Origin of the sequence: Microvirga subterranea, from assembly GCF_003350535.1 — a bacterium.
Lineage (GTDB): Bacteria > Pseudomonadota > Alphaproteobacteria > Rhizobiales > Beijerinckiaceae > Microvirga > Microvirga subterranea.
In genome coordinates this window covers 296,727-316,211 of the sequence record NZ_QQBB01000001.1, presented here as the reverse complement: position 1 = coordinate 316,211, position 19,485 = coordinate 296,727, and the positions used below count along the sequence as shown (strand labels likewise).

Below are 19,485 nucleotides of genomic sequence, written 5' to 3'. Positions count from 1 at the left end.
CGTGGGGGCGGCATCCATCATGACGAGCGTCAGGGACAGGCTCGAGGGCATTCTGGAGCGCCTGAAGGACCGCGAGGCCGACGAGTGCGTGTTCCTGCGCGTCTATGACGAGGCCGCACGCATCGCGGCCGATGCCGCCGATGCGCGCAAGGGAGCCGGCTTGTCGCTCGGCCCTCTCGACGGTGCGATCGTCTCGATCAAGGACCTGTTCGACGTGGCCGGCGAGACCACCACCGCGGGCTCCGTCGCCTTGAAGGACATGCCTCCCGCCGCCAAGGACGCGACGGTCGTGGCGCGGCTGCGGCAGGCCGGCGCCGTCATCGTCGGCAAGACCAACATGGTCGAGTTCGCCTTCTCCGGCCTCGGCCTCAACCCGCATTACGGAACACCGGGCAATGCCGCGGATCCGGATCGGATTCCGGGCGGATCGTCCTCCGGGGCAGGGGTCTCCGTGGCCGAGGGCACCAGCGACATCTCCATCGGCAGCGACACGGGCGGCTCCGTCCGCATTCCGGCTGCGCTCAACGGCGTCGTCGGCTTCAAGCCCACGGCCCGCCGGGTGCCTCTGGCCGGGGCGTTTCCGCTGGCGCCGAGCCTCGACTCCATCGGGCCGCTCGCGCGCAGCGTCCAGGACTGCGCCGATGCCGATGCCGTCATGGCCGGCGAGGAGCCGGAGGCGCTTCGGTCCTTCCCGTTGTCGGGGCTGCGGATCGGCGTGCCGCGCGGACGCCTGTTCGACGAGCAGGAAGAGATGGTGGGCGACGCCTTTGAGGCTACCCTCGAACGCCTGGCCCGGGCCGGAGCCAGGATCGTCGATCACAGCATCGAGGACCTGCTCGCCGCGATGGCGGAGACGACCGTCCACGCCTCCATCGCGTCCATCGAGGCGGCCGAGGTTCATGCAGACTGGCTCGACGCGAAGGCCGATCTGATCGATCCGCGGGTGCGGTGGTGGATCGCCCGAAGCGGGAAGGTGGCGGCGCCTGTCTATATCCGCATGCTCCGGCGGCGTCGGGAGCTTGCCGCCGCCATGGACGCGCGGCTTGCCCCCGTCGACGTCCTGGCGCTTCCGACCACCACGGTTTCGGCTCCGCTCACGGCGCCGCTCCTCACCGACGACAAGCTCTACAACCGAACGGACTGGCTGGTGCTGCGCAACACCATGTTCGGCAACCAGTTCGATCTGACCGGCATCTCGCTGCCGATCCCGGACTGTCCGCGGCCCGTCGGCTTCATGATGGTGGCGCGACACGGCCAGGACCGTCGCCTGCTGGAGATTGCCGCGAGCGTCGAGCGTGCGCTCCTCGGCTGAGAGGGAAGCGCCGCAAAGGTGCGTCCGTCTCACGGATCCAGCACGATGATTGTTACTAAATTACTATGATCGTTGCCGATTCAGCATCGACCTCGTGATGTGCCGAGTTCCTGCGATGCCCCAACATTGTCAACATTGTGCGGTTTTGGTGATTCCGTAAGGGGTGGGTCCTCCTCTCCATGAAACGGCCGGCGCTGGACGAGAGTTTCTCGCGCGTGGTGAGAGATGATGCGCGATGAGCAACTCCGGATCTGTGCAGCGTGACCGATGGCATGCCCAGCAGGGCGTGGATCGGCCAAACCCTGAAAGGGCTGCGTTTCAAGCCGGGGAGGTGAGGCGCCTGCTCGAGCAGGCGCCGGGCTTCATCGCCGTTCTCAGAGGGCCGGAGCAGACCATCGAGATGGTCAACGCGGCCTGTGCCGAACTCATCGGCCATCGCGATGTCATCGGCCGACCGATCCGGGAGGCTTTGGCGGAGCTGGGCGACACGTTCTTCGACCTTCTCGACCGCGTCACCTCGACCGGCGAGGCCGTCATGGGACGCGGCCGTCCGCTCGGCATCCACCGCATGCCCGGGCGGCCGATGGAGAACCGGTTCATCGATTATGTCTTCCAGCCGATCATCGGTGCGGACGGGGCAGTCACCGGGATCTTTCTTCAGGGCCATGACGTCACCGACCAGAAGCGCACCGAGGAGCAGCTGCGCCTCGCCCTGCAGGGCGGACGGATCGCCGCCTGGGAGCGGGACCTCACCACCGACTACGTGACCTGGTCCGATAATGCCCTCGATCTGCTCGGCATCAGCAACGGGCCGGCTGCGGAATTCGTCGCAAGGATCCACCCCGACGACCGGCGGCTGCAGCGCGATGCCCTGGCCCGGGCCCTGGCGGAGGACGCCTCCTACAGCATCGAGGTTCGCTTCCTCAAACCGGATGGCTCGATGATTTGGATCGAGCACCGGGCGGAGGTCCAGAAGGGCCCCAACGGCCTCAGAAGCCTCGCGGGCATCACGGCGGACATCACCGCGCGCCGGACAGCCGAAGACGAGGTGCGCGAGAGCGAGGCGCGGTACCGCAAGGATCTCGAAGCGGCGGCTCTTGTCCAGAACGGTCTCGTTCCGAAGGACGGTATCATCGGCAATCTCCGGCACGAGGGGCTCCTTCAGTCGTCCAGCTTCATCGGCGGCGATACGTTCAACGTCGTCCGCCAGGCCGATGGCCGCCTGTCCTTCTTCCACATCGACGTCTGCGGACATGGCGCAGCGGCGGCGCTCGTGTCGGTCGCGGCTCACCACCTGATCTCCCAGGCGGCCGTCAGGAACGTCTCCCTGCGGCCGGAGGAGCTCGTCCAGGAGGCGGCCAGGGACTGGCCGCAGGACCTGCCGTTCTTCACCATGATCTATGGCCAGATCGACCCGGAGACCGGGGAGGGATCCATGGTGCAGGCGGGACATCCCCATCCGCTGTTGATCAGGCACGACGGGAGCATCACGCCTCTGGGCGACGGGGGCCTTCCGATCGGCATCAATGAAAATCCGGTCTACGATGCGGTGCCGTTCACCCTTTCGGCAGGCGATGCCCTCCTGCTCTATTCCGATGGAATCGTCGAGGCGGAGAATGCCGCCGGCGAGGTGTTCTCGGAAGAGCGGCTGAGCGGGCTGATCCGCGCGCATTCGACGGCGCGAGCCGGCTCCCTCCTCCAGGCCATCGCGCAGGAAGTCCTGCACTGGCGTGGGGGCACGCGCCTCGAGGACGACGTCAGCGCCCTCCTGCTGGAGAGGCTCTGACCGGCGCCGATGCCGGCGAAGATCCGCTTTCCGGCCGGATGCCTCAGAGGGTCCGTTCGAGCGCGCGCATCACGCCGCGCAGCTCCGCCAATCCCTTGAGACGGCCGATGGCGGTATAGCCCGGATTGACCCGACGGTTCGGGTCGAGATCGTCGAGCATGCGGTGGCCGTGGTCGGGACGGAACGGGATCCGCACGTCCTTCGGACGTCGCCGGTCCTCCGCGAGCAGGGCTCCAATCACCGCCACCATGTCGACGTCGCCATCGAGGTGATCGGCCTCGTGGAAGCTGAGCCCGTCCGTGTCCCGCTTCGTTGCGCGCAAATGCACGAAATGGATGCGCCCCGCGAATTGCCGTGCGATCGCCGGCAGGTCGTTGTCGGCCCGCACGCCGAGGCTGCCGGTGCAGAAGCACATGCCGTTCGCCTCGGACGGAACCGCCCGGAACAGCGCATCGTAATCGTCCGCCGTCGAGGCGATCCGGGGCAGCCCGAAGAGCGGACGCGGCGGATCGTCGGGATGGAGCGTCAGCTTCACGCCCAGCCGTTCCGCCACCGGCGTCACGGCCTCCAGGAAGGCGATCAGGTTGGCGCGCAGCCGCTCGGGCGTGATCTCCGCATAGGCTGCGAGGCGATCGCGGAAACCTTCGAGATCGAGCGCCTCGGTCGTCCCGCCCGGAAGTCCGGCTGCGATCGTGCGCGTGAGCGTGAGCGCCTCTTCGCCGGTGAGGCGATCGGCGACGGCCTTCGCCTGCGAGCGGGTGGCCTCGTCGTAATCCGCCTCCGCTCCCGCCCGCTTCAGGATGTGGAGATCGAAGGCCGCGAACCTCGCCTGGTCGAACCGCAGCGCCGTCGCGCCGGTCGGCAGCGGCCAGTCGAGGTCGGTGCGCGTCCAGTCGAGCACCGGCATGAAGTTGTAGCAGATGATCTTGGGGCCGCCCGCCGCGACGGCCTCGAGGCTCGCGATCCAGGCCTCGATCGAGCGAGCCGCATCGCGTCCTTGGCGCTTGATGTCGTCGGCGACCGGGATGCTCTCGACGACGCTCCAGGCGAGGGGCGTGCGTCCGGGGGGCGTCGACTCGATCAGATCCCGATGGCGCTCGACCTCGGTGCGGGTCCAGGCCTCTCCGGGAGGCACGTGATGAAGGGCCGACACGATGTCGGTGGCCCCTGCCTGCCGAACGTGGTCGAGCTTCACGGGGTCATTCGGACCGAACCACCGCCACGCCTGCCGCATCGCTACCTCCCTGGTCTGCCCGTCTCTTACCACAGGGGCGTTTCCCGTGCCATTGACTTCCCAAATCGTTTCGGGTGAACTCTCCGCACGGAGGCCTGCTGCGGTGTCGAAACTGAAGCAACTCGCCCAAACCCTCGGCCTGTCGACGACCACCGTGTCCCGGGCGCTCGACGGCTATTCCGACGTCGCGCCTGCGACGCGCGAACGGGTTCGCGCAGCCGCGCAGGCCATCAATTACCGGCCCAATTCCGCTGCCCGCAGCCTGCGCCGCCGCCGTGCGGAGGCCGTCGCCGTGACCCTGCCGCTGGAGCCGGGCCGGGTGGGGCCGCCCGTCTTCCTGAACATCCTTGCGGCGTGCAGCCAGCGTCTTGCCGAAGAAGGGCTCGACCTGATGCTGCTGCCGACCACGAGCCCCGCCGCCGAGATGGAGACCTATCGCCGTCTCATCGATGGTGGCCGGGCCGATGCGGTCATCGTCGTCCGCACGCGGCTTGAGGACGAGCGCGTCACCTTCCTGAAGGAGCGCGGCATTCCGTTCGTGACTCACGGGCGCACGGAACGACCCGAGGACCATGCCTTCATCGACGGCGACGGCGAGAGTGGCTTCAGGGATGCGACGCGCCTGCTCGCCGCCCTCGGTCACCGTCGCATCGCGCATATCTCCGCACCGCAGGCCCTCACTTTCGCGCATCTGCGCCGCAAGGGCTGGCTCGGCGGGCTGGCGGACGAGGGCCTTCCGGATGCGTTGGAATATGCGGCGCAGCCGAACGAGGCCGGCGGCTACGAGGCCGCCAAGTGGCTGCTGGACCAGCCTCAGGCGCCGACGAGTCTGCTCTGCGCCACCGACAGCATCGCCATCGGGGCGCTCAGCGCCCTGAAGGAGCGGGGGCTCGTCGCCGGGCGCGATGTCGCCGTGATCGGCCACGACAACCTGCCCTCGGGCGCCTACACCGATCCGCCGCTGTCGACCATGGAAATCGCCGCTCCCGACGTGGGACGCCGGCTCGCCGATATGCTGATCGCGCGCCTGGGCGGCCGTGATCCGCGCGAGCTCCAGACCATTCTGCCGGTTCGGCAGGTTCCGCGGGCAACCCACGGACCGGAGGGCTGACCTGCAAACCGCTCGGGCCTTCCGGACCCGGGCCGAGCGGCGTGTCGAAAGGGCCCGATGGAGGAAACACATGACGCACCCGGTGCCGTTCCGCGCCATCGCCGTCGCCGCCGCCCTGTTCGGCGGGGTCTCCGCGGCGCAGGCCCAGGAGACGATCTTCTACTCGACGCAGCTTCGGCCCATCGAGGAGGCGACCAAGGTTCGCGACGTCCTTCTGAAGGGGCTGTCCGGCAAGGTCATCTATGTGGTGGACGAGCCGCCGGCCTTCGCCGTGCGCATGAAGGCCGAGACCCAGGCCGGCAAGCGCACCGCCAGTGTGGTCGGCGCGCTCCACGGCGAGTTGCAGCCGCACGTTCCGGCCGACATCGAACCCATCGACGACGTGGCCGCGAAGCTGAAGGACCGCGGGATCCCGGCGAGCCTCATGGAACTCGGCAAGCTCGGCACGGGCCACCAGCAGTACATTCCGTGGATGCAGGCGACCTACGTGATGGTCGCGAACAAGCAGGCGCTGCAATATCTGCCCCAGGGCGCCGACGTGAACACGCTGACCTACGCCCAGCTGCAGGAATGGGCCAAGAACATCGTCGACAAGACCGGCCAGCGCCGCCTCGGCTTCCCGGCCGGACCGACCGGCCTGATGCCGCGCTTCTTCCAGGGTTATTTCTATCCGTCCTTCACGGGCGGTGTCGTGACCACCTTCAAGTCGCCGGATGCCGAGGCCGGCTGGAACGCCATGAAGGAGCTCTGGGCGGTGTCGAGCCCGAACTCCACCAACTACAACTTCATGCAGGAGCCCTTGATGGCTGGCGAGGTCTGGATCGCCTGGGACCACATCGCCCGCGTGAAGGAGGCCCTGACCCTGCAGCCCGATCAGTTCGTGGCCTTCCCGGCTCCAGCCGGCCCGAAGGGACGCGGCTACATGCCGGTGATCGCCGGCCTCGCGATTCCGAAGGGAGCCCCGAACCGCGCCGGCGGCGTGGCGGTGATCGAGCACATGACCAAGCCGGAGACGCAGCTGGCGACGGCCGCGGAGGTCGGCTTCTTTCCGGTCGTGAAGGCGGACCTGCCGCCGAACCTTGCGCCCGGCATCAAGCTGCTGGCAGGCGCCGTCGACGCGACGCAGAACGCCAAGGACGCGCTGGTGTCCCTCCTGCCTGTCGGGCTCGGCGCCAAGGGCGGCGAGTTCAACAAGGTCTATACCGACACCTTCCAGCGCATCGTGCTGCGCAACGAGCCCGTGAAGGACGTGCTCGAAAGCCAGGCCAAGGTGCTCGATGCGCTCATGAAGGATACGGGCGCACCGTGCTGGGCGCCGGACAAGCCGAGCCAGGGCGCCTGCCCGGTCCAATGATCGAACCCGGAGCCCGGCGGCGCTGACCTGCCGGGCTCAACCTTCCGTGATCGGAGCGGTTCATGTCCTCGCGCACATCCTGGATTCCCTATGCGCTCATCGCGCCGTCGGTCCTCTTTCTGGCGGCGTTCTTTCTCGTGCCGCTGGTCCAGACCGTCTGGCTGTCGTTTTCGGGCGACGAGGGGCTGTCGCTCGTCAATTACCAGCGCATGGCGGGCGATCTCAACTTCTCGCTCGCCATCCAGAATACCTTCCTGCTGACCCTGGTGGTCGTGCCGATCCAGGTCGCGCTCGCGCTGGTCATGGCCACCATGGTGTCCAAGCTGGAAAAGGGCCGCGACATCGCGCTCTGGATCCTCACCATCCCGCTCGGGATCTCCGATCTGGCGGCAGGCCTCGCCTGGCTGTCGCTCCTGCAGAACACGGGCTATCTCAACTCCGCCCTTTACGCGCTCGGGATCATCCCAGGTCCTGTGGGCTGGCTTTCCCAGGAGACGCCCTGGAGTCTTTTTGCCGCCATCGCCATGGCGGAGATCTGGCGCGCGACCGCCATCGTGCTGGTGATCCTGATTGCGGGCCTGCAGCTCATTCCCAAGGAATTCTCCGAGGCGGCCGAGATCTTCGGCGCGCAGCCCTGGACGCGTTTTCGCAGGATCACCCTGCCGCTGCTGAAACCCAGCCTGCAATCGGCCCTGATCCTGCGCACCGTGCTCGCCTTCGAGGTCTTCGCCGTCGTGTACGCGCTCGGCGGCCGCAACTTCCCGGTTCTCGCGGGCGAGGCCTATACCTGGCAGAACGAGAACCAGAACTACGGCGTCGCCGCGGCTTACGCGGTCCTCATCATGGCGATCTCGCTCGCGGCCACCGCCCTTTACCTGCGCGTCCTGCGCACCCGTCCGGAGCAGCTGCCATGACGGCGACCACATCCGAAGTGCAGCCGGCGACAGCTGCCCGCAGCATGACCCTGCCCTCGGCGCGGCGCCTGCTGCTCTGGACCGGAATGGCGGTCCTCTTTGCCTGGGTGCTGGTGCCGATCTACTTCGTGGCGCTCGGCGCCTTCGGGGGCAGGCTCGGCGTCTTCCGCTGGCCGAAATCGATCTGGCCGTCGGATGTGTCCTTCGCGCCGATGATGCAGTTTCTCGCCATTGAGGGCGTGTTCAACGCGCTCCTCAACTCGCTCATCGCCGCAGGCCTGACGGTGGTGTTCTCCATCCTGCTCGGTGCGCCAGCCGGCTATGCGCTGGCGCGGTACGCCTTCCGCGGGCAGAACGCTTATCGGCTGCTCGTGCTGCTCACCCGCGCCTTTCCGCTCGCCATCCTGGCGCTGCCGCTCACCGTCTCCTTCATCCGTCTGGGGCTCTACGACACGCCCTTCGGCGTCTCGCTCATCCATACCGTGCTGGCTTTGCCCTTCGCGGCGCTCGTCACCCAGAGCCTCTTCATGGGAATTCCGCGGGAATACGAGGAGGCGGCCTGGGTCTTCGGCTGCACGCGCTTCCAGGCGTTCTGGAAGGTGGTGATGCCGCTTGCGCTTCCCGGGCTCGCGGCCACCGCCATCTTCGCCTTCGTGATCTCATGGAACGAGGTCTTCGCCGCCTCGATCCTCACGGTACGCGAGCGCACGCTCACGGCCTATCTGCTGAAGATCCTCGCCGAAAGCCCGCTGCACTACCGCTTCGCCGGTGGCTTCATCCTCATTCTTCCTTCCGTGCTCTTCATCTTCGCGGTCAGAAAGTACCTGTTCGCGGTGTGGGGCATCGCCAGCAAGTAACGGAGCGTTTCATGGCCGATATCGTCATCGACCGCGTCGTCAAGGAATTCGGCTCCTTCCGTGCCCTGCAGGAGGTTTCGCTGAATGTCCGCGACGGCGAGTTCGTTGCCCTGCTGGGACCGTCCGGCTGCGGCAAGACCACGTTGCTTCGCATCATCGCGGGGTTGGAGAAGCAGGATTCCGGCCGCATCGTGATCGGCGGCCGGGACGTGAGCGAGCTGGCGCCGCGCAAGCGCGGGCTCGCCATGGTGTTCCAGAACTACGCTGTCTTCCCGCACATGACCGTGTTCGAGAACGTGGCCTTCGGGCTGCGCATGCAGAAAGTCACGCAGGACGAGGTGAAGCGGAAGGTAGAGCGCGCGGCGGCGCTGCTCCACATCGAAGGTTATCTCGACCGGTATCCCGCAAAGCTCTCGGGCGGCCAGCGCCAGCGTGTTGCGGTCGCCCGCGCGCTGGCCGTCGAGCCGGCTGTGCTCCTCATGGACGAGCCGCTCTCGAACCTCGACGCGCTGCTGCGGCTCGAGATGCGCACGGAGCTGAAGGCTGTCCTGCGCGAGGCCGGCACGACCACGATCTACGTGACCCACGACCAGACCGAGGCGATGGGCCTCGCGGACCGCATCGCCGTCATGTATGGCGGCAGGATCGACCAGATCGGCACGCCGCTCGAGGTCTATGCCACGCCCGCGACCCGCTTCGTCGGCGGCTTCCTTGGCAGCCCGCCCATGAACTTCATCAAGGTGCGCTGCGCGCAAGGCACCGCGCGCATCGGGGACACGGCTCTGCCCTGTCCGGCAGCAGGCGGCGAGATGGAGTTAGGCCTGCGCGGCGAGGATGCCAGCTTGGCGTCGAACGGATCCGGCATCCCCTTCGATGTGCGGGTGGTGGAGCCGATGGGCTCGCACCTCCTTCTGACGGGCGCCATCGACGGGCAGCTCGCCCGCATCGTCGCGCCGCCCACCGCTACGGTGACCGCCGGCGAGCGGGTCGGCCTCACCGTCGACCCTGCACGCTTGACCTGGATCGACGGCGCCACCGGCCGCGCCGTCGCACGAGCATGATGGAACGATGACCATGAACGACATGACCCGATTCGACCGAGACGAGGCTGCTCGCGCGATCCTCGCCCGCAACGACCGCGGCGGCTACACGGTCCCGACGGACCGCCTCTATCCCTTCCAGTGGAACTGGGACTCGGCCTTCGTGGCAATCGGCTTCGCCCTGTTCGACGCGGACCGCGCCTATCGCGAGCTCGAGCGTCTCGTGGAAGGTCAGTGGGACGACGGCATGATCCCGCACATCGTGTTTCATGCCCCGAGCGACACCTATTTCCCCGGGCCCGAAGTGTGGGGCACGCGCCACCGCATCCCGACCTCCGGCATCACCCAGCCGCCGGTTTTCGGCATGGCGCTCCGCCAGGTTCACGAGGCCGCCGTCAAGGCGGGGCTGCCGCAGGCGCAGGAGCGCACCAGCGCCCTCTTCCAGGCAGCCCTGCGCTCCCACCGATGGTGGCTGCGCGCGCGTGACCCCGACAGCCTCGGCCTCGTGGCGATCCTCCATCCCTGGGAGAGCGGCAGCGACAACTCACCGGCCTGGGACGTGGCGCTCGCACGCGTTCCCACCACGACCACCACGACCATCCGACGCAAGGACACCGGTCACGTGGACGCCGCCATGCGGCCACGGGACGAGGACTACCAGCGCTTCATCCACCTCGTGGACACCTATCGCGACTGTGGTTGGGACCCGCAGCGCCAATGGGCGGCCGCGCCTTTCAAGATCGCCGACGTGCAGATGACCGCCATTCTCGCACGGGCGACCGCGGACCTGATGCATCTCGCCGAAACGTTCGGCTCGGCTGAGGAACGGACAGAATTGTCGGACATTCACCGGCGGCTCCTGGACGGTCTTGCGCGCCGCTGGCGGCCGGAACTCTCGCGCTTCGTCTCCCTCGACCTGATCTCGGGCGAGGATGTGGACGCCCCGACGCAGGCCTGTTTCATGCCGCTGGTGGCTCTGCGCCTCGACGATGTGCAGCGCAAGGCGGTCACGGCGGAAATCGAGCGATGGCACCAGGGACTTATCGTCGGCCTACCGACCACGCCCTCCTTCTCGCCCGCCTTCGAACCCAAGCGTTACTGGCGTGGACCGGTCTGGGCCGTGGTCAACTGGCTCATCGCGGACGGCCTGCGCCTGAACGGCGCCGAGGACCTTGCACGCCGGATCGAGCAGGGCACCGTCGGGGCCATCGAGCGGGCAGGGTTCTGCGAGTATTTCGATCCGACCACCGGGGAGGGGCTCGGCGGCGACGCCTTCTCCTGGACGGCCGCCGCCTATATGGTGCTGCGGCGGCGCGCCGGGTCATCCGGTGCAGGAGCAGAAGCGCCATGAGGATGGACCGGCTGAAGGGCCGCTTCGCCCTCGTCACGGGCGGATCGCGCGGCATCGGTCGCGCCGTCGCGGAGCGGTTCGCCGCGGAAGGCGCGACAGTCGCGATCAACCACCTGCGGGATGCCCCGGAAGCCGAGGCAGCCCTCGAGGGCTGCCGCCATGCTTCGACGGACGGCGGACACGGGGACCGTTCTCACCGCATCATCGAAGCGGACGTAAGTGCGGCTTCCGAGGCGGACCGAATGGTCGCCGAAGCTGTCGAGATGTTCGGCCGGCTCGACGTCCTGGTGAACAATGCCGGGATCCAGGCGGAGACGCCGGGCGACGCCTACGACCCGGCCGTCCTCGAGCGCATCATTGCGGTCAACCTGCTCGGCGCGGCCCATGCTGCGCGGGCGGCGATCCGGCATTTCCTGTCGCGCCCGGGAGGCGGCGCGATCATCAACACGTCGAGCGCCCATGAGGTGATCCCGAAGCCCGGCTATCTCGCCTATTCGATCAGCAAGGGCGGACTCGGCAACCTGACCCGGACTCTTGCGCTCGAATATGCCGACCGCGGCATCCGTGTGAATGCCGTCGGGCCCGGCGCGACCCTGACGAGCCTCAACGATTCCTGGCGCAACGATCCGGCCCGCCTCGCCGGCGTGGAGCGGCACATCCCCATGCGCTACGCCGCGAGCCCGGAAGCCATCGCGCCGGTCTTCGCCTTCCTGGCTTCGGACGAAGCCGCCTATGTGACGGGCCAGACGATTTTCGCCGACGGCGGGCTCACGCTCTACGGCGACTTCAAGGAGAACTGGGCGTCGTAGAGATCATAGGCGGCTCCAGTCTTCAATGGACCGGGCGGCATTCGTCTGATCTGCGGGACCTATACGTTGGTCAGCGAGTGCTTCCGGACCCCGTTCGATCTCGCCCTCATCTAGCCTGGATCCTGACGGGCCGGGAAACCGCGATCTGATGGCTTGAGAGCCGCACCGCATGTCGTGCGACACACCTTTGATTGTGGAAGCCCCGGATCGCTCCGGGGTTTCACCGTCCGTGATTATTAGACGATGTAGAAATCCTTGTTGGTCAGCGCGAGGTTCTTGGAGATCGTAGCAAAGGCTACCGCTGCACCTTTTCCGGATCCGTCGGCGTCGTAATACAGAACGCCGCTGTCCTTGTCATAGATGACGCGGTCGTCCTTGTCGTGCGCCTTGCCAGTGGTGTTGGTCCAGAAGGCAGATGCCTTAAGGGTGCCGTTTCCGCCCACTTTCGTGAACACGGCATTGTCGAGGCGAATGGTGTCGTCAACGACCTTGAAGTCCTTGATCGCATCCTTGTTCGTGGTCTTGTTCGGTTTGGTATCGAACACGAACGCATCTTTTCCGGCTCCGCCGTAAAGAACGTCGTTGCCGTCTCCGCCGAACAAGTAATCGTTGCCGCCCTGCCCACGGAGCGTGTCGTTTCCGCCGTACCCTTTGAGGGTGTTGCTGCCCGAGGTCCCGTATAGCGTATCTTCGCCCGCATATATCTCTTCCGGTGTCGGAGGCGGAGGCGGAGGTGGAGGCGGAGGGGCAGGCGGATCGATCGGCAGCAAGCTCGAAAGGCTGAACGTGCCATTGTTAAAATAAAACGCTTCGACATCGTAGACCGTGTCGGTGCCCCATCCGCCCGTCGTGTCGGTGACTGTCACCGATCCATCGACGTTCCTGGTGAAAATATAGTTTGTGCTGAAGCCGCCGTAACTCACCGTGTCATAACCATCGCCCCCAAAGATGAGGTCGTTTCCGGCTCCACCGCCGATCGTGTCGTTCCCCTGATCTCCGAGGAGAATGTCGTCACCCGCGTAACCAATGATCAGGTCATTGCCGAACCCCCCTCGAATCACGTCGTTGTAATCGTTGCCATCGAAGGTGTCGTTGCCGTTGTTCAGGCGGACGGACCAAGCATTCCCTTGCAAATCAAAAATCGTCGTTTGAAGGTTCAGCTGAGTGACCGACATGACATTCTGGCCGTTGTTGTAATACCAGATGTTATCGATCAGAACGTCACGATTCCCGTCAGGATAGGTATAACCGAGCGTGTAGGTGAACCCATAAAAGTTGATGTAGGGACTGCCGTTCACTGAGAACGTGATGAGCTTCCCATCATCGCTGTAAAGTTGCTCTGAGACATTCGGATCGGCTTCAACAAAGCTCCACCCGGAGTCGCCGGTTGCAGACATGTTGAACCCTTGCCCGAAGGCATTAGTGACATCGAAAAACGCCATGATTTGGCCCCCACGTGAAAATCAGCCGCGTCGAAAGGTGCCCTCGCCGGCTCGTTTCTTCGGTTAACCTAAAGGAATAAACAGGGTCAAAAGGAATAGCGTCGCATCAGCATAAATAGTTACTTAATGACCTGATCGGAAACGTTATACATTTAGTTTAATTTAAGATACTTTGTGATGTTCTCAAGTGGACAGATGGTTCTCTGTTCAGTCTGCTCGCAATTCAAGCCCAAAAGTCATCGCGCCGGTCTCCGACCCCATAAGCCCCGCTTCCGTTTCCCCTATGCCGCCTGCCGACATGGGAGTATCCTGATCCGGCCGGTCGCGCAGCAAATGGAGGTGAGCCATGAACAGGCATCACGCTCTCGCTTGGGCCGCGTTCAGCGTCTCCGCCGTGATTTCGATCGCCTCGGCCTCAGCCCAGCATGCGGCGGGCCAGATGAGCGATCAGGATCTGATCAAAAGCGCCATGTCGGCCGCTCCGCCCGCGGTCGCCGAGCATGCGAGCGTCGTGACGGTGTCGGCCGACGGAACGATGAAGGTTCTTCGCAAAGGGGACAACGGGTTCACCTGCCTGCCCGACAGTCCGAGCACGCCGGGACCCGATCCCATGTGCGCCGACCAGAACGCCATGGAGTGGGTCAAGGCATGGCTCGAGCGGAAACCGCCGCCCGCCAACAAGGTCGGCTTCCTGTACATGCTGGCCGGCGGCACGGACGCCAGCAACACCGATCCCTATGCGGAGAAGCCGGAGGCGAACAACAATTGGGTCGAGACGGGCCCGCACGTGATGGTGGTCGGCGCCAAGGGCATGATGGAAGGCTATCCGAGGACGCCGAAGCCCGATACGTCGCAGCCCTACGTCATGTGGGCCGACACGCCCTATGAACACCTGATGCTGCCGGTCCACATGCCCGAGCATACCACGCGTTAGAGCCATCGGGCCCGCCGCATCCTGCGACCGGACCGGCGGCGGGCACGATTGATCGAACGCAGGGCCCACTCGGTCGGAAAGGAGCAGGGCCGCGTCGGCCTGGCTCCGAGAGGTGCTTTCGTGCCCCAGAATGCCGCGCGCGGCCGCAATGGCATCTCCGCGCTCTCCTCAGGCTGAAGATCAGCCGCCGGATCGGAAGACTCCTTCAGCCGCAATATCCTGGTGCGGATCCGGAGGGGCGACCGGCGCGATCGAGGCCGTCGCCGAGATGACCTCATCGTGGAGCCATAGGGCCGCCCCTGGGCTGGATCCCAGGAGCCGACGATGGCCCGCCGGCTGGACGACCGTGGCAGACTGTATACTCCGACTGGGCATCAAGTATCCGCTGCCCGGTGCCCACAACTGTCCTGCGCAGCGGAGCTGCAAAATTCCCGCAAGGATCAATAATTCTGTTGCCTCAAAGTAACTACCGGTCAATAAAACACTTGTATTAAACGTTATATCATAAATTACTAACAACTATTCCTATTGTACTGTCATGGACAGCGGTTATTCCCGAAAGCCGCAAGTGCAAATTTACCAAAAGAGTTAACCGCGTTGCGCAATGAAGCGGCTGATCCCGGCTGACCGAGCCGGATTGCAGGGGGCAAGAGATGGCAGGCACTCTCGAAGGCATTGAGGTCAAGATCACCCTAACCGTCGCGGGTTGGTTCGAGAGCGCACCGCCATACGGGTATTCCACCCTGATCCTCGATCAACGGACCGTCGTCGTCGGGCAGCAGACCGAGCTGCAAGTGCCGATTTCCGCACGCATCGTATCGGATACGGACGGGAACGGTACGCTCGAGCCGGTTCAGGGTGAGAATGGCCTTCTCAAGGGCACGGTCACCATCGACATTTCCGGCAATCAGGTCTTCGCCAGGTTCGAAGGAACGGCGCAGCCGGCAGACTTCCACATCCGCATCGAAGGGTTGGCGCCGGAAGGCGTGGCTCCGGGAACGATCGCCGATCAGGGTTCGATGAGCGGCGTCAATACGGTTTACGCCCCAACCTACGACACCGCGACCAAGACCCTGGGGCTCCATTGGAATTTCTTGGGATTCCAGCCCGGCACCAACGTCAACCAGACGGTCTTCTACGACAATCAACTCGCCGATGCGCCCGAGGCCTTCGACGATGCGTTCAGCGCCAAAGCCGGGATCGTGCTGACCGGTAAGAATGTTCTGTCCAACGACCGGGACCTGGACAACGGCGGCCCGTTCGGCGTCGTGGACCCGCAGGCGATCTCCGATATCAATGGCGTTCCCGCGAATGTCGGCCAGTGGACCAGCCTCTCCGGCGGCGGGCGCGTTCTCCTGAATGCGAACGGCACTTTCCAGTTCGACGACCACGGCGACTTCGCCGATCTGGCTGTTGGGCAGACGCGCGCCACGTCTTTCCAGTACACGGTGACGGACTCGACCGGACGATCCGACACGGCCACCGCGACGATCACGGTCGAGGGCGTCAACGACGCTCCCGCGGTCGCATCTCCGCTCGGCGGCGACACCATCACCGAGGATACCCTCTGGACCTATACGGTTCCGTCCAACACGTTCACCGACGTCGACTCCAGCGTGCTGACATACAGCGCCACGCTCGCGGACGGCTCTGCCCTGCCGGGCTGGCTGACATTTAACGGAGCGACGCGCAACTTCTCCGGGACGCCGCCACGGGACTGGACCGGGAACATCGACCTCAAGGTGATCGCGAGCGACGGTGAGTTGAGCGCATCCAGCGTCTTCCGCCTGACGGTCAGCAGCGTGAACGACGCGCCGGTCGTGTCCGCCGCGCTGTCCGACAAGACCATCGATGAAGATGCGGCATGGACCTATACTGTTCCAGCCGGCACCTTCACGGACGTCGATAGTTCTCTCATCCTTACGGCATCGTTGGAAGACGGCGCCGCACTCCCGGCATGGCTGTTGTTCGATGCCGCGACGCAGACTTTCTCAGGCACGCCGCCGCAGGACTGGACGGGCGCGCTGACCATCAAGCTCACCGCCTCCGACGGCAGCCTCTCTGTTTCTGACACGTTCACGCTGACGGTCGCCAACGTGAACGACGCTCCGTTCGTTTCCGCGCCGCTCGCGGACGGCATCATCACGGAAGGCTCGACCTGGACGTACACGTTCCCGCAGAACGCCTTTGCCGACATCGACAGCACGCTGAGCTACGCGGCGACCTTGCAGGACGGCTCCGCTCTGCCGGGCTGGCTGACCTTCAATGAAGCGACCCGAACCTTCTCCGGGGCCCCGCCGGAAAACTTCAACGGGTCTCTCGACGTCAAGGTGACCGCTTCCGACGGCGCCCTGTCGGCCAGCGATACGTTCACCATCACGGTGACGCCCGTCAACGATGCGCCGATCACGACGGACGCCCTCGTCCAGACACTCGAGGACATCCCTTACGTCTTTTCGACCGGGAGCTTCCCGTTCGTGGATGTGGACGGAGACTCCATCAAGGCCGTCATCCTGACCTCCGTTCCAGGCGTCGGCTTGCTGACCTTCGACGGCCTAGCCGTCACGGCCGGGCAGGTGATTCAGGCCGCCGATCTCGGCCGGCTCGTCTACACGCCGCCTGCGGACCTGAACGGCAGCAGCATCGCCTCATTCACGTTCAAGGTGCAGGACGACGGCGGCGCATCGGGCGGCGGCGTCGACACCTCCGAAGAGCACACGCTGCGCTTCGATGTGATCGCGGCGGCGGATGCGCCGGAGGGGGTCGTCGACGGTCCGGTGGATGTGGTCGAGGATGGCATGGTTACGGCGAGTATCGTGACCGGGGTCCTCTCGAACGACAAGGATGCTGACGGAGATGCGCTCGCGGTGGTCGGCGTGTCGCATAACGGCACCCCCGGCCAAGTCGGCTCCTCGCTCTCCGGCGACTACGGTTCCCTCATCCTCAACGAGGACGGCAGCTACACCTATGTCGCCTCGTCCGCGGCGCAGGCGCTGCGCGACGGACAGATCGCGACCGACGTCTTCACATACACCCTGTCCGACGGCAACGGCGGCACCGCCATCGCATCGCTCACCTTCCGAATCGAAGGTCGGAACGATGCCGCGGTGATCGGCGGCGTATCGACCGGGTCGGTGAGGGAAGACAGAGAACTCGCCGCATCGGGCGTCGTCACGATCACGGATGCGGATACCGGCGAGGCGTCCTTCCAGGCTCAGGCACCGGTGCGCGGCGCCTACGGCACCTTCGCATTCGATCACCTCACCGGCGCCTGGACCTACCTGCTCGACAACGCCAGCGCCGCCGTCCAGGCCCTGGGGGAGGGAGAGCACAGGCAGGATGCCTTCACGATCCGCTCACTCGACGGGACCCAGAGCTCCATCGTCGTCAATGTGCAGGGCGCCAGGGATGCGGATGTGATCGACGGCGTGGCTGTCGACCGCGCCGTCACGGAGAACGGCGACGGAACCGCCACTCAGATCGTGACCGTGCCGGTCGTGACCGGCGACAGGAACGAGACCGGCGGCGACACACGCTATGCGGACATCCCGCTGGTGAGCATCGGCGGACGCAACGCGCTCCTGGTCCAGCTCACCGCGGGCATCGGCCTCACGGCCAGCGGCTTTGCCACTCCGAAGCCGGCAGGATCGTCGCTGACGGACCTGATTCGCGCCATCGAGGCCTCGACCGGCTCCGAGTCATCCGATCACGCCACCCTGGCCGGGGGCGGCTCCAGCTTCCTTGCCGGCCTTCCGGTTGACCGGCCACTGGTGATCCAGTCGCTCACCCTCACCCAGTCTGGCGCCGTTTCCGGTATCCCGCTGGTGATCAGCGGCAGCAGCGATCCGGCCGATCCCGTCACGGCGCTGGTGATCGATGCCCGCAGCCTGACGGCCGGCACGGTGATCGCGCTCGAGCACGTCGCCTTCGCGACGGTGATCGGCAACGTGCGCGTGACGGGCGGGTCCGGTTCCCAAGTGGTGTTCGCGGACGGAGCCAATCAGCACATCGTGCTCGGAGCCGACGACGACACCCTGCACGGTGGTGCGGGCGACGACTATATGGGCTCGCTCGGCGGCAACGACTGGCTCTACGGCGACAGCGGCAATGACACGGTCTCGGGCGGGAGCGGGGACGACCGCCTGTTCGGCGGCGCAGGCGACGACCTGCTCGACGGTGGCGACGGCCATGACGTTCTCGACGGCGGAGCCGGGCGGGACGTGATGAGGGGCGGGCGCGGCCACGACACCTACGTCGTCGAGTCTACCCGCGACATGGTGCGTGAGGCACGCGGTGAGGGGATCGACACGGTCCGTAGCTCAGTCAACTACACCCTGGGCGCCAATGTCGAAACCTTGGTGCTTGAGGGCAGTGCGCGCAAGGGCATCGGCAACGGACTCGCCAACACGCTGCATGCGACCGACAAAGGGAGCTCGCTTTATGGCCGGGGCGGCCACGACAAGCTCCATGGCGGCCAAGGCGCCGACCGCCTCTTCGGCGAGAGCGGGAACGACCGGCTCGAAGGCTCAGGCGGTCGGGACCGGCTCGATGGCGGGGACGGCGATGACGTGCTGAACGGCGACACGGGCGCCGACGTGCTGATCGGCGGCGCCGGTCACGACACGTTCGTGTTCGACGTCAAGCCCGGCCGCGGCGAGGTGGACCGAGTCCTGGACTTTGCTCCGTGGGAGGACACGATCCGGCTCGATCGTGCGGCCTTCGCGGGCCTGGATCAGTGCCGGGGCGTGTTGGCGGCAGAAGCATTCCGGTGGGGCAGTCAGGCGATCGAGGCGGACGACCGGGTCCTCTATAATCCGTGGGACGGCGGCCTGTATTACGACCGGGACGGCAGCGGAGCGGCGGCGGCGGTGAAGTTCGCCGAAGTCGGCCCGCTTCAGTGGTGGCTCACCAGCAGCAACTTCCATATCGTGTAAATACCCGGAAGCGTCGCGGGGGCCCGCGCCTGTCCCGCAGCCGCACAGGCGTTGTGTCGATCCTCAGGCGGCTGCCCCTCCCGGCGGCCGCCTTTATCGAATGTCAGCCACTCCGCCCGCTCATCGGACCGTTAGTGGCAGCCGCTCCGGACGGCTTCGAGCACGTCGTACAGTCGAGGGCCAGGAGGAGCGGAGAAGTTGGTCTTCTGAGACGCTGCACACGCGGAAACGTGCATCCGTCGGGATGCGCGCATGACACCGTGGTGCCAGGAGACGTCTCAATTTCAGGAACAGTGATGGGAATTCAAAGACTTGGTGGAGCTGAGGGGATTCGAACCCCTGACCTCTGCAGTGCGATTGCAGCGCTCTCCCATCTGAGCTACAGCCCCGGCCGGTTGTACGCGACC

General features: G+C 65.8%; 13 protein-coding genes and 1 tRNA gene. 11 read left to right on the top strand and 3 right to left on the bottom strand.

Features of this window, described 5'->3' with window-relative positions; genetic code table 11:
- Positions 1-19 precede the first annotated feature (19 nt).
- Together DES45_RS01395 and DES45_RS01390 are read left to right on the top strand one after the other, a co-directional pair.
- On the top strand, positions 20-1,312 hold the full coding sequence (locus tag DES45_RS01395; RefSeq protein ID WP_114768187.1) for an amidase: 1,293 nt from the start codon (positions 20-22) through the stop codon (positions 1,310-1,312).
- 331 nt (positions 1,313-1,643) lie between these two features.
- The gene (locus tag DES45_RS01390) at positions 1,644-3,098 is read left to right on the top strand and encodes a PP2C family protein-serine/threonine phosphatase (RefSeq protein WP_170151351.1); all 1,455 of its coding nucleotides are present in this window, start codon (positions 1,644-1,646) and stop codon (positions 3,096-3,098) included.
- A gap of 43 nt (positions 3,099-3,141) precedes the next feature.
- On the opposite strand, the gene uxuA is transcribed toward DES45_RS01390, so the two are convergent.
- On the bottom strand, positions 3,142-4,332 hold the full coding sequence (uxuA, locus tag DES45_RS01385; RefSeq protein ID WP_114768185.1) for a mannonate dehydratase: 1,191 nt from the start codon (positions 4,330-4,332) through the stop codon (positions 3,142-3,144).
- A gap of 103 nt (positions 4,333-4,435) precedes the next feature.
- Between uxuA and DES45_RS01380 the strand changes: the two genes are divergently transcribed.
- The 7 genes from DES45_RS01380 to DES45_RS01350 all read left to right on the top strand — a co-directional run bounded on the left by DES45_RS01380 (position 4,436) and on the right by DES45_RS01350 (position 11,768).
- Positions 4,436-5,443 carry a LacI family DNA-binding transcriptional regulator gene (locus tag DES45_RS01380; protein ID WP_114768184.1) on the top strand — a complete coding sequence of 336 codons (1,008 nt, stop codon included), beginning with the start codon at positions 4,436-4,438 and terminating at the stop codon, positions 5,441-5,443.
- 70 nt (positions 5,444-5,513) lie between these two features.
- Positions 5,514-6,797 carry an ABC transporter substrate-binding protein gene (locus DES45_RS01375; RefSeq protein ID WP_114768183.1) on the top strand — a complete coding sequence of 428 codons (1,284 nt, stop codon included), beginning with the start codon at positions 5,514-5,516 and terminating at the stop codon, positions 6,795-6,797.
- Positions 6,798-6,859: 62 nt separating this feature from the next.
- The gene (locus tag DES45_RS01370; protein ID WP_114768182.1) at positions 6,860-7,711 is read left to right on the top strand and encodes a carbohydrate ABC transporter permease; all 852 of its coding nucleotides are present in this window, start codon (positions 6,860-6,862) and stop codon (positions 7,709-7,711) included.
- Between the two features lie 44 nt (positions 7,712-7,755).
- Complete coding sequence (locus tag DES45_RS01365; protein ID WP_114768790.1) at positions 7,756-8,568, top strand: carbohydrate ABC transporter permease; 813 nt, start codon at positions 7,756-7,758, stop codon at positions 8,566-8,568.
- A gap of 11 nt (positions 8,569-8,579) precedes the next feature.
- Positions 8,580-9,629, top strand: a complete 1,050-nt coding sequence (locus DES45_RS01360) for an ABC transporter ATP-binding protein (protein ID WP_114768181.1) — start codon at positions 8,580-8,582, stop codon at positions 9,627-9,629.
- Between the two features lie 7 nt (positions 9,630-9,636).
- Positions 9,637-10,959, top strand: a complete 1,323-nt coding sequence (locus tag DES45_RS01355; protein WP_425374248.1) for an MGH1-like glycoside hydrolase domain-containing protein — start codon at positions 9,637-9,639, stop codon at positions 10,957-10,959.
- The gene (locus tag DES45_RS01350) at positions 10,956-11,768 is read left to right on the top strand and encodes a glucose 1-dehydrogenase (RefSeq protein WP_170151350.1); all 813 of its coding nucleotides are present in this window, start codon (positions 10,956-10,958) and stop codon (positions 11,766-11,768) included. Before DES45_RS01355 ends, DES45_RS01350 begins: the two co-directional genes overlap by 4 nt.
- Before the next feature lie 236 nt (positions 11,769-12,004).
- Here the strand turns inward: DES45_RS01350 and DES45_RS25950 are convergent, their stop codons facing one another.
- Complete coding sequence (locus tag DES45_RS25950) at positions 12,005-13,210, bottom strand: calcium-binding protein (RefSeq protein ID WP_114768179.1); 1,206 nt, start codon at positions 13,208-13,210, stop codon at positions 12,005-12,007.
- 346 nt (positions 13,211-13,556) lie between these two features.
- Here DES45_RS25950 and DES45_RS01340 point away from each other — a divergent pair, with 346 nt between their 5' ends.
- Positions 13,557-14,144 (top strand): hypothetical protein, encoded by a 588-nt coding sequence (locus DES45_RS01340; RefSeq protein WP_114768178.1) that lies wholly within the window; start codon positions 13,557-13,559, stop codon positions 14,142-14,144.
- Between the two features lie 653 nt (positions 14,145-14,797).
- Positions 14,798-19,078, top strand: coding sequence for a tandem-95 repeat protein (locus tag DES45_RS01335; RefSeq protein ID WP_114768177.1), 4,281 nt, complete (start codon positions 14,798-14,800; stop codon positions 19,076-19,078).
- A gap of 313 nt (positions 19,079-19,391) precedes the next feature.
- On the opposite strand, the gene DES45_RS01330 is transcribed toward DES45_RS01335, so the two are convergent.
- Positions 19,392-19,467 (bottom strand) — tRNA-Ala (locus tag DES45_RS01330).
- Positions 19,468-19,485: the final 18 nt, after the last annotated feature.

Coding starts and splice junctions, on each gene's coding strand:
- DES45_RS01395 (WP_114768187.1), top strand. CDS start 20: ATGACGAGCGTCAGGGACAGGCTCGAGGGCATTCTGGAGCGCCTGAAG.
- uxuA (WP_114768185.1), bottom strand. CDS start 4,332: ATGCGGCAGGCGTGGCGGTGGTTCGGTCCGAATGACCCCGTGAAGCTC.
- DES45_RS01375 (WP_114768183.1), top strand. CDS start 5,514: ATGACGCACCCGGTGCCGTTCCGCGCCATCGCCGTCGCCGCCGCCCTG.
- DES45_RS01370 (WP_114768182.1), top strand. CDS start 6,860: ATGTCCTCGCGCACATCCTGGATTCCCTATGCGCTCATCGCGCCGTCG.
- DES45_RS01365 (WP_114768790.1), top strand. CDS start 7,756: ATGACCCTGCCCTCGGCGCGGCGCCTGCTGCTCTGGACCGGAATGGCG.
- DES45_RS01360 (WP_114768181.1), top strand. CDS start 8,580: ATGGCCGATATCGTCATCGACCGCGTCGTCAAGGAATTCGGCTCCTTC.
- DES45_RS01355 (WP_425374248.1), top strand. CDS start 9,637: ATGACCATGAACGACATGACCCGATTCGACCGAGACGAGGCTGCTCGC.
- DES45_RS01350 (WP_170151350.1), top strand. CDS start 10,956: ATGAGGATGGACCGGCTGAAGGGCCGCTTCGCCCTCGTCACGGGCGGA.
- DES45_RS25950 (WP_114768179.1), bottom strand. CDS start 13,210: ATGGCGTTTTTCGATGTCACTAATGCCTTCGGGCAAGGGTTCAACATG.
- DES45_RS01340 (WP_114768178.1), top strand. CDS start 13,557: ATGAACAGGCATCACGCTCTCGCTTGGGCCGCGTTCAGCGTCTCCGCC.
- DES45_RS01335 (WP_114768177.1), top strand. CDS start 14,798: ATGGCAGGCACTCTCGAAGGCATTGAGGTCAAGATCACCCTAACCGTC.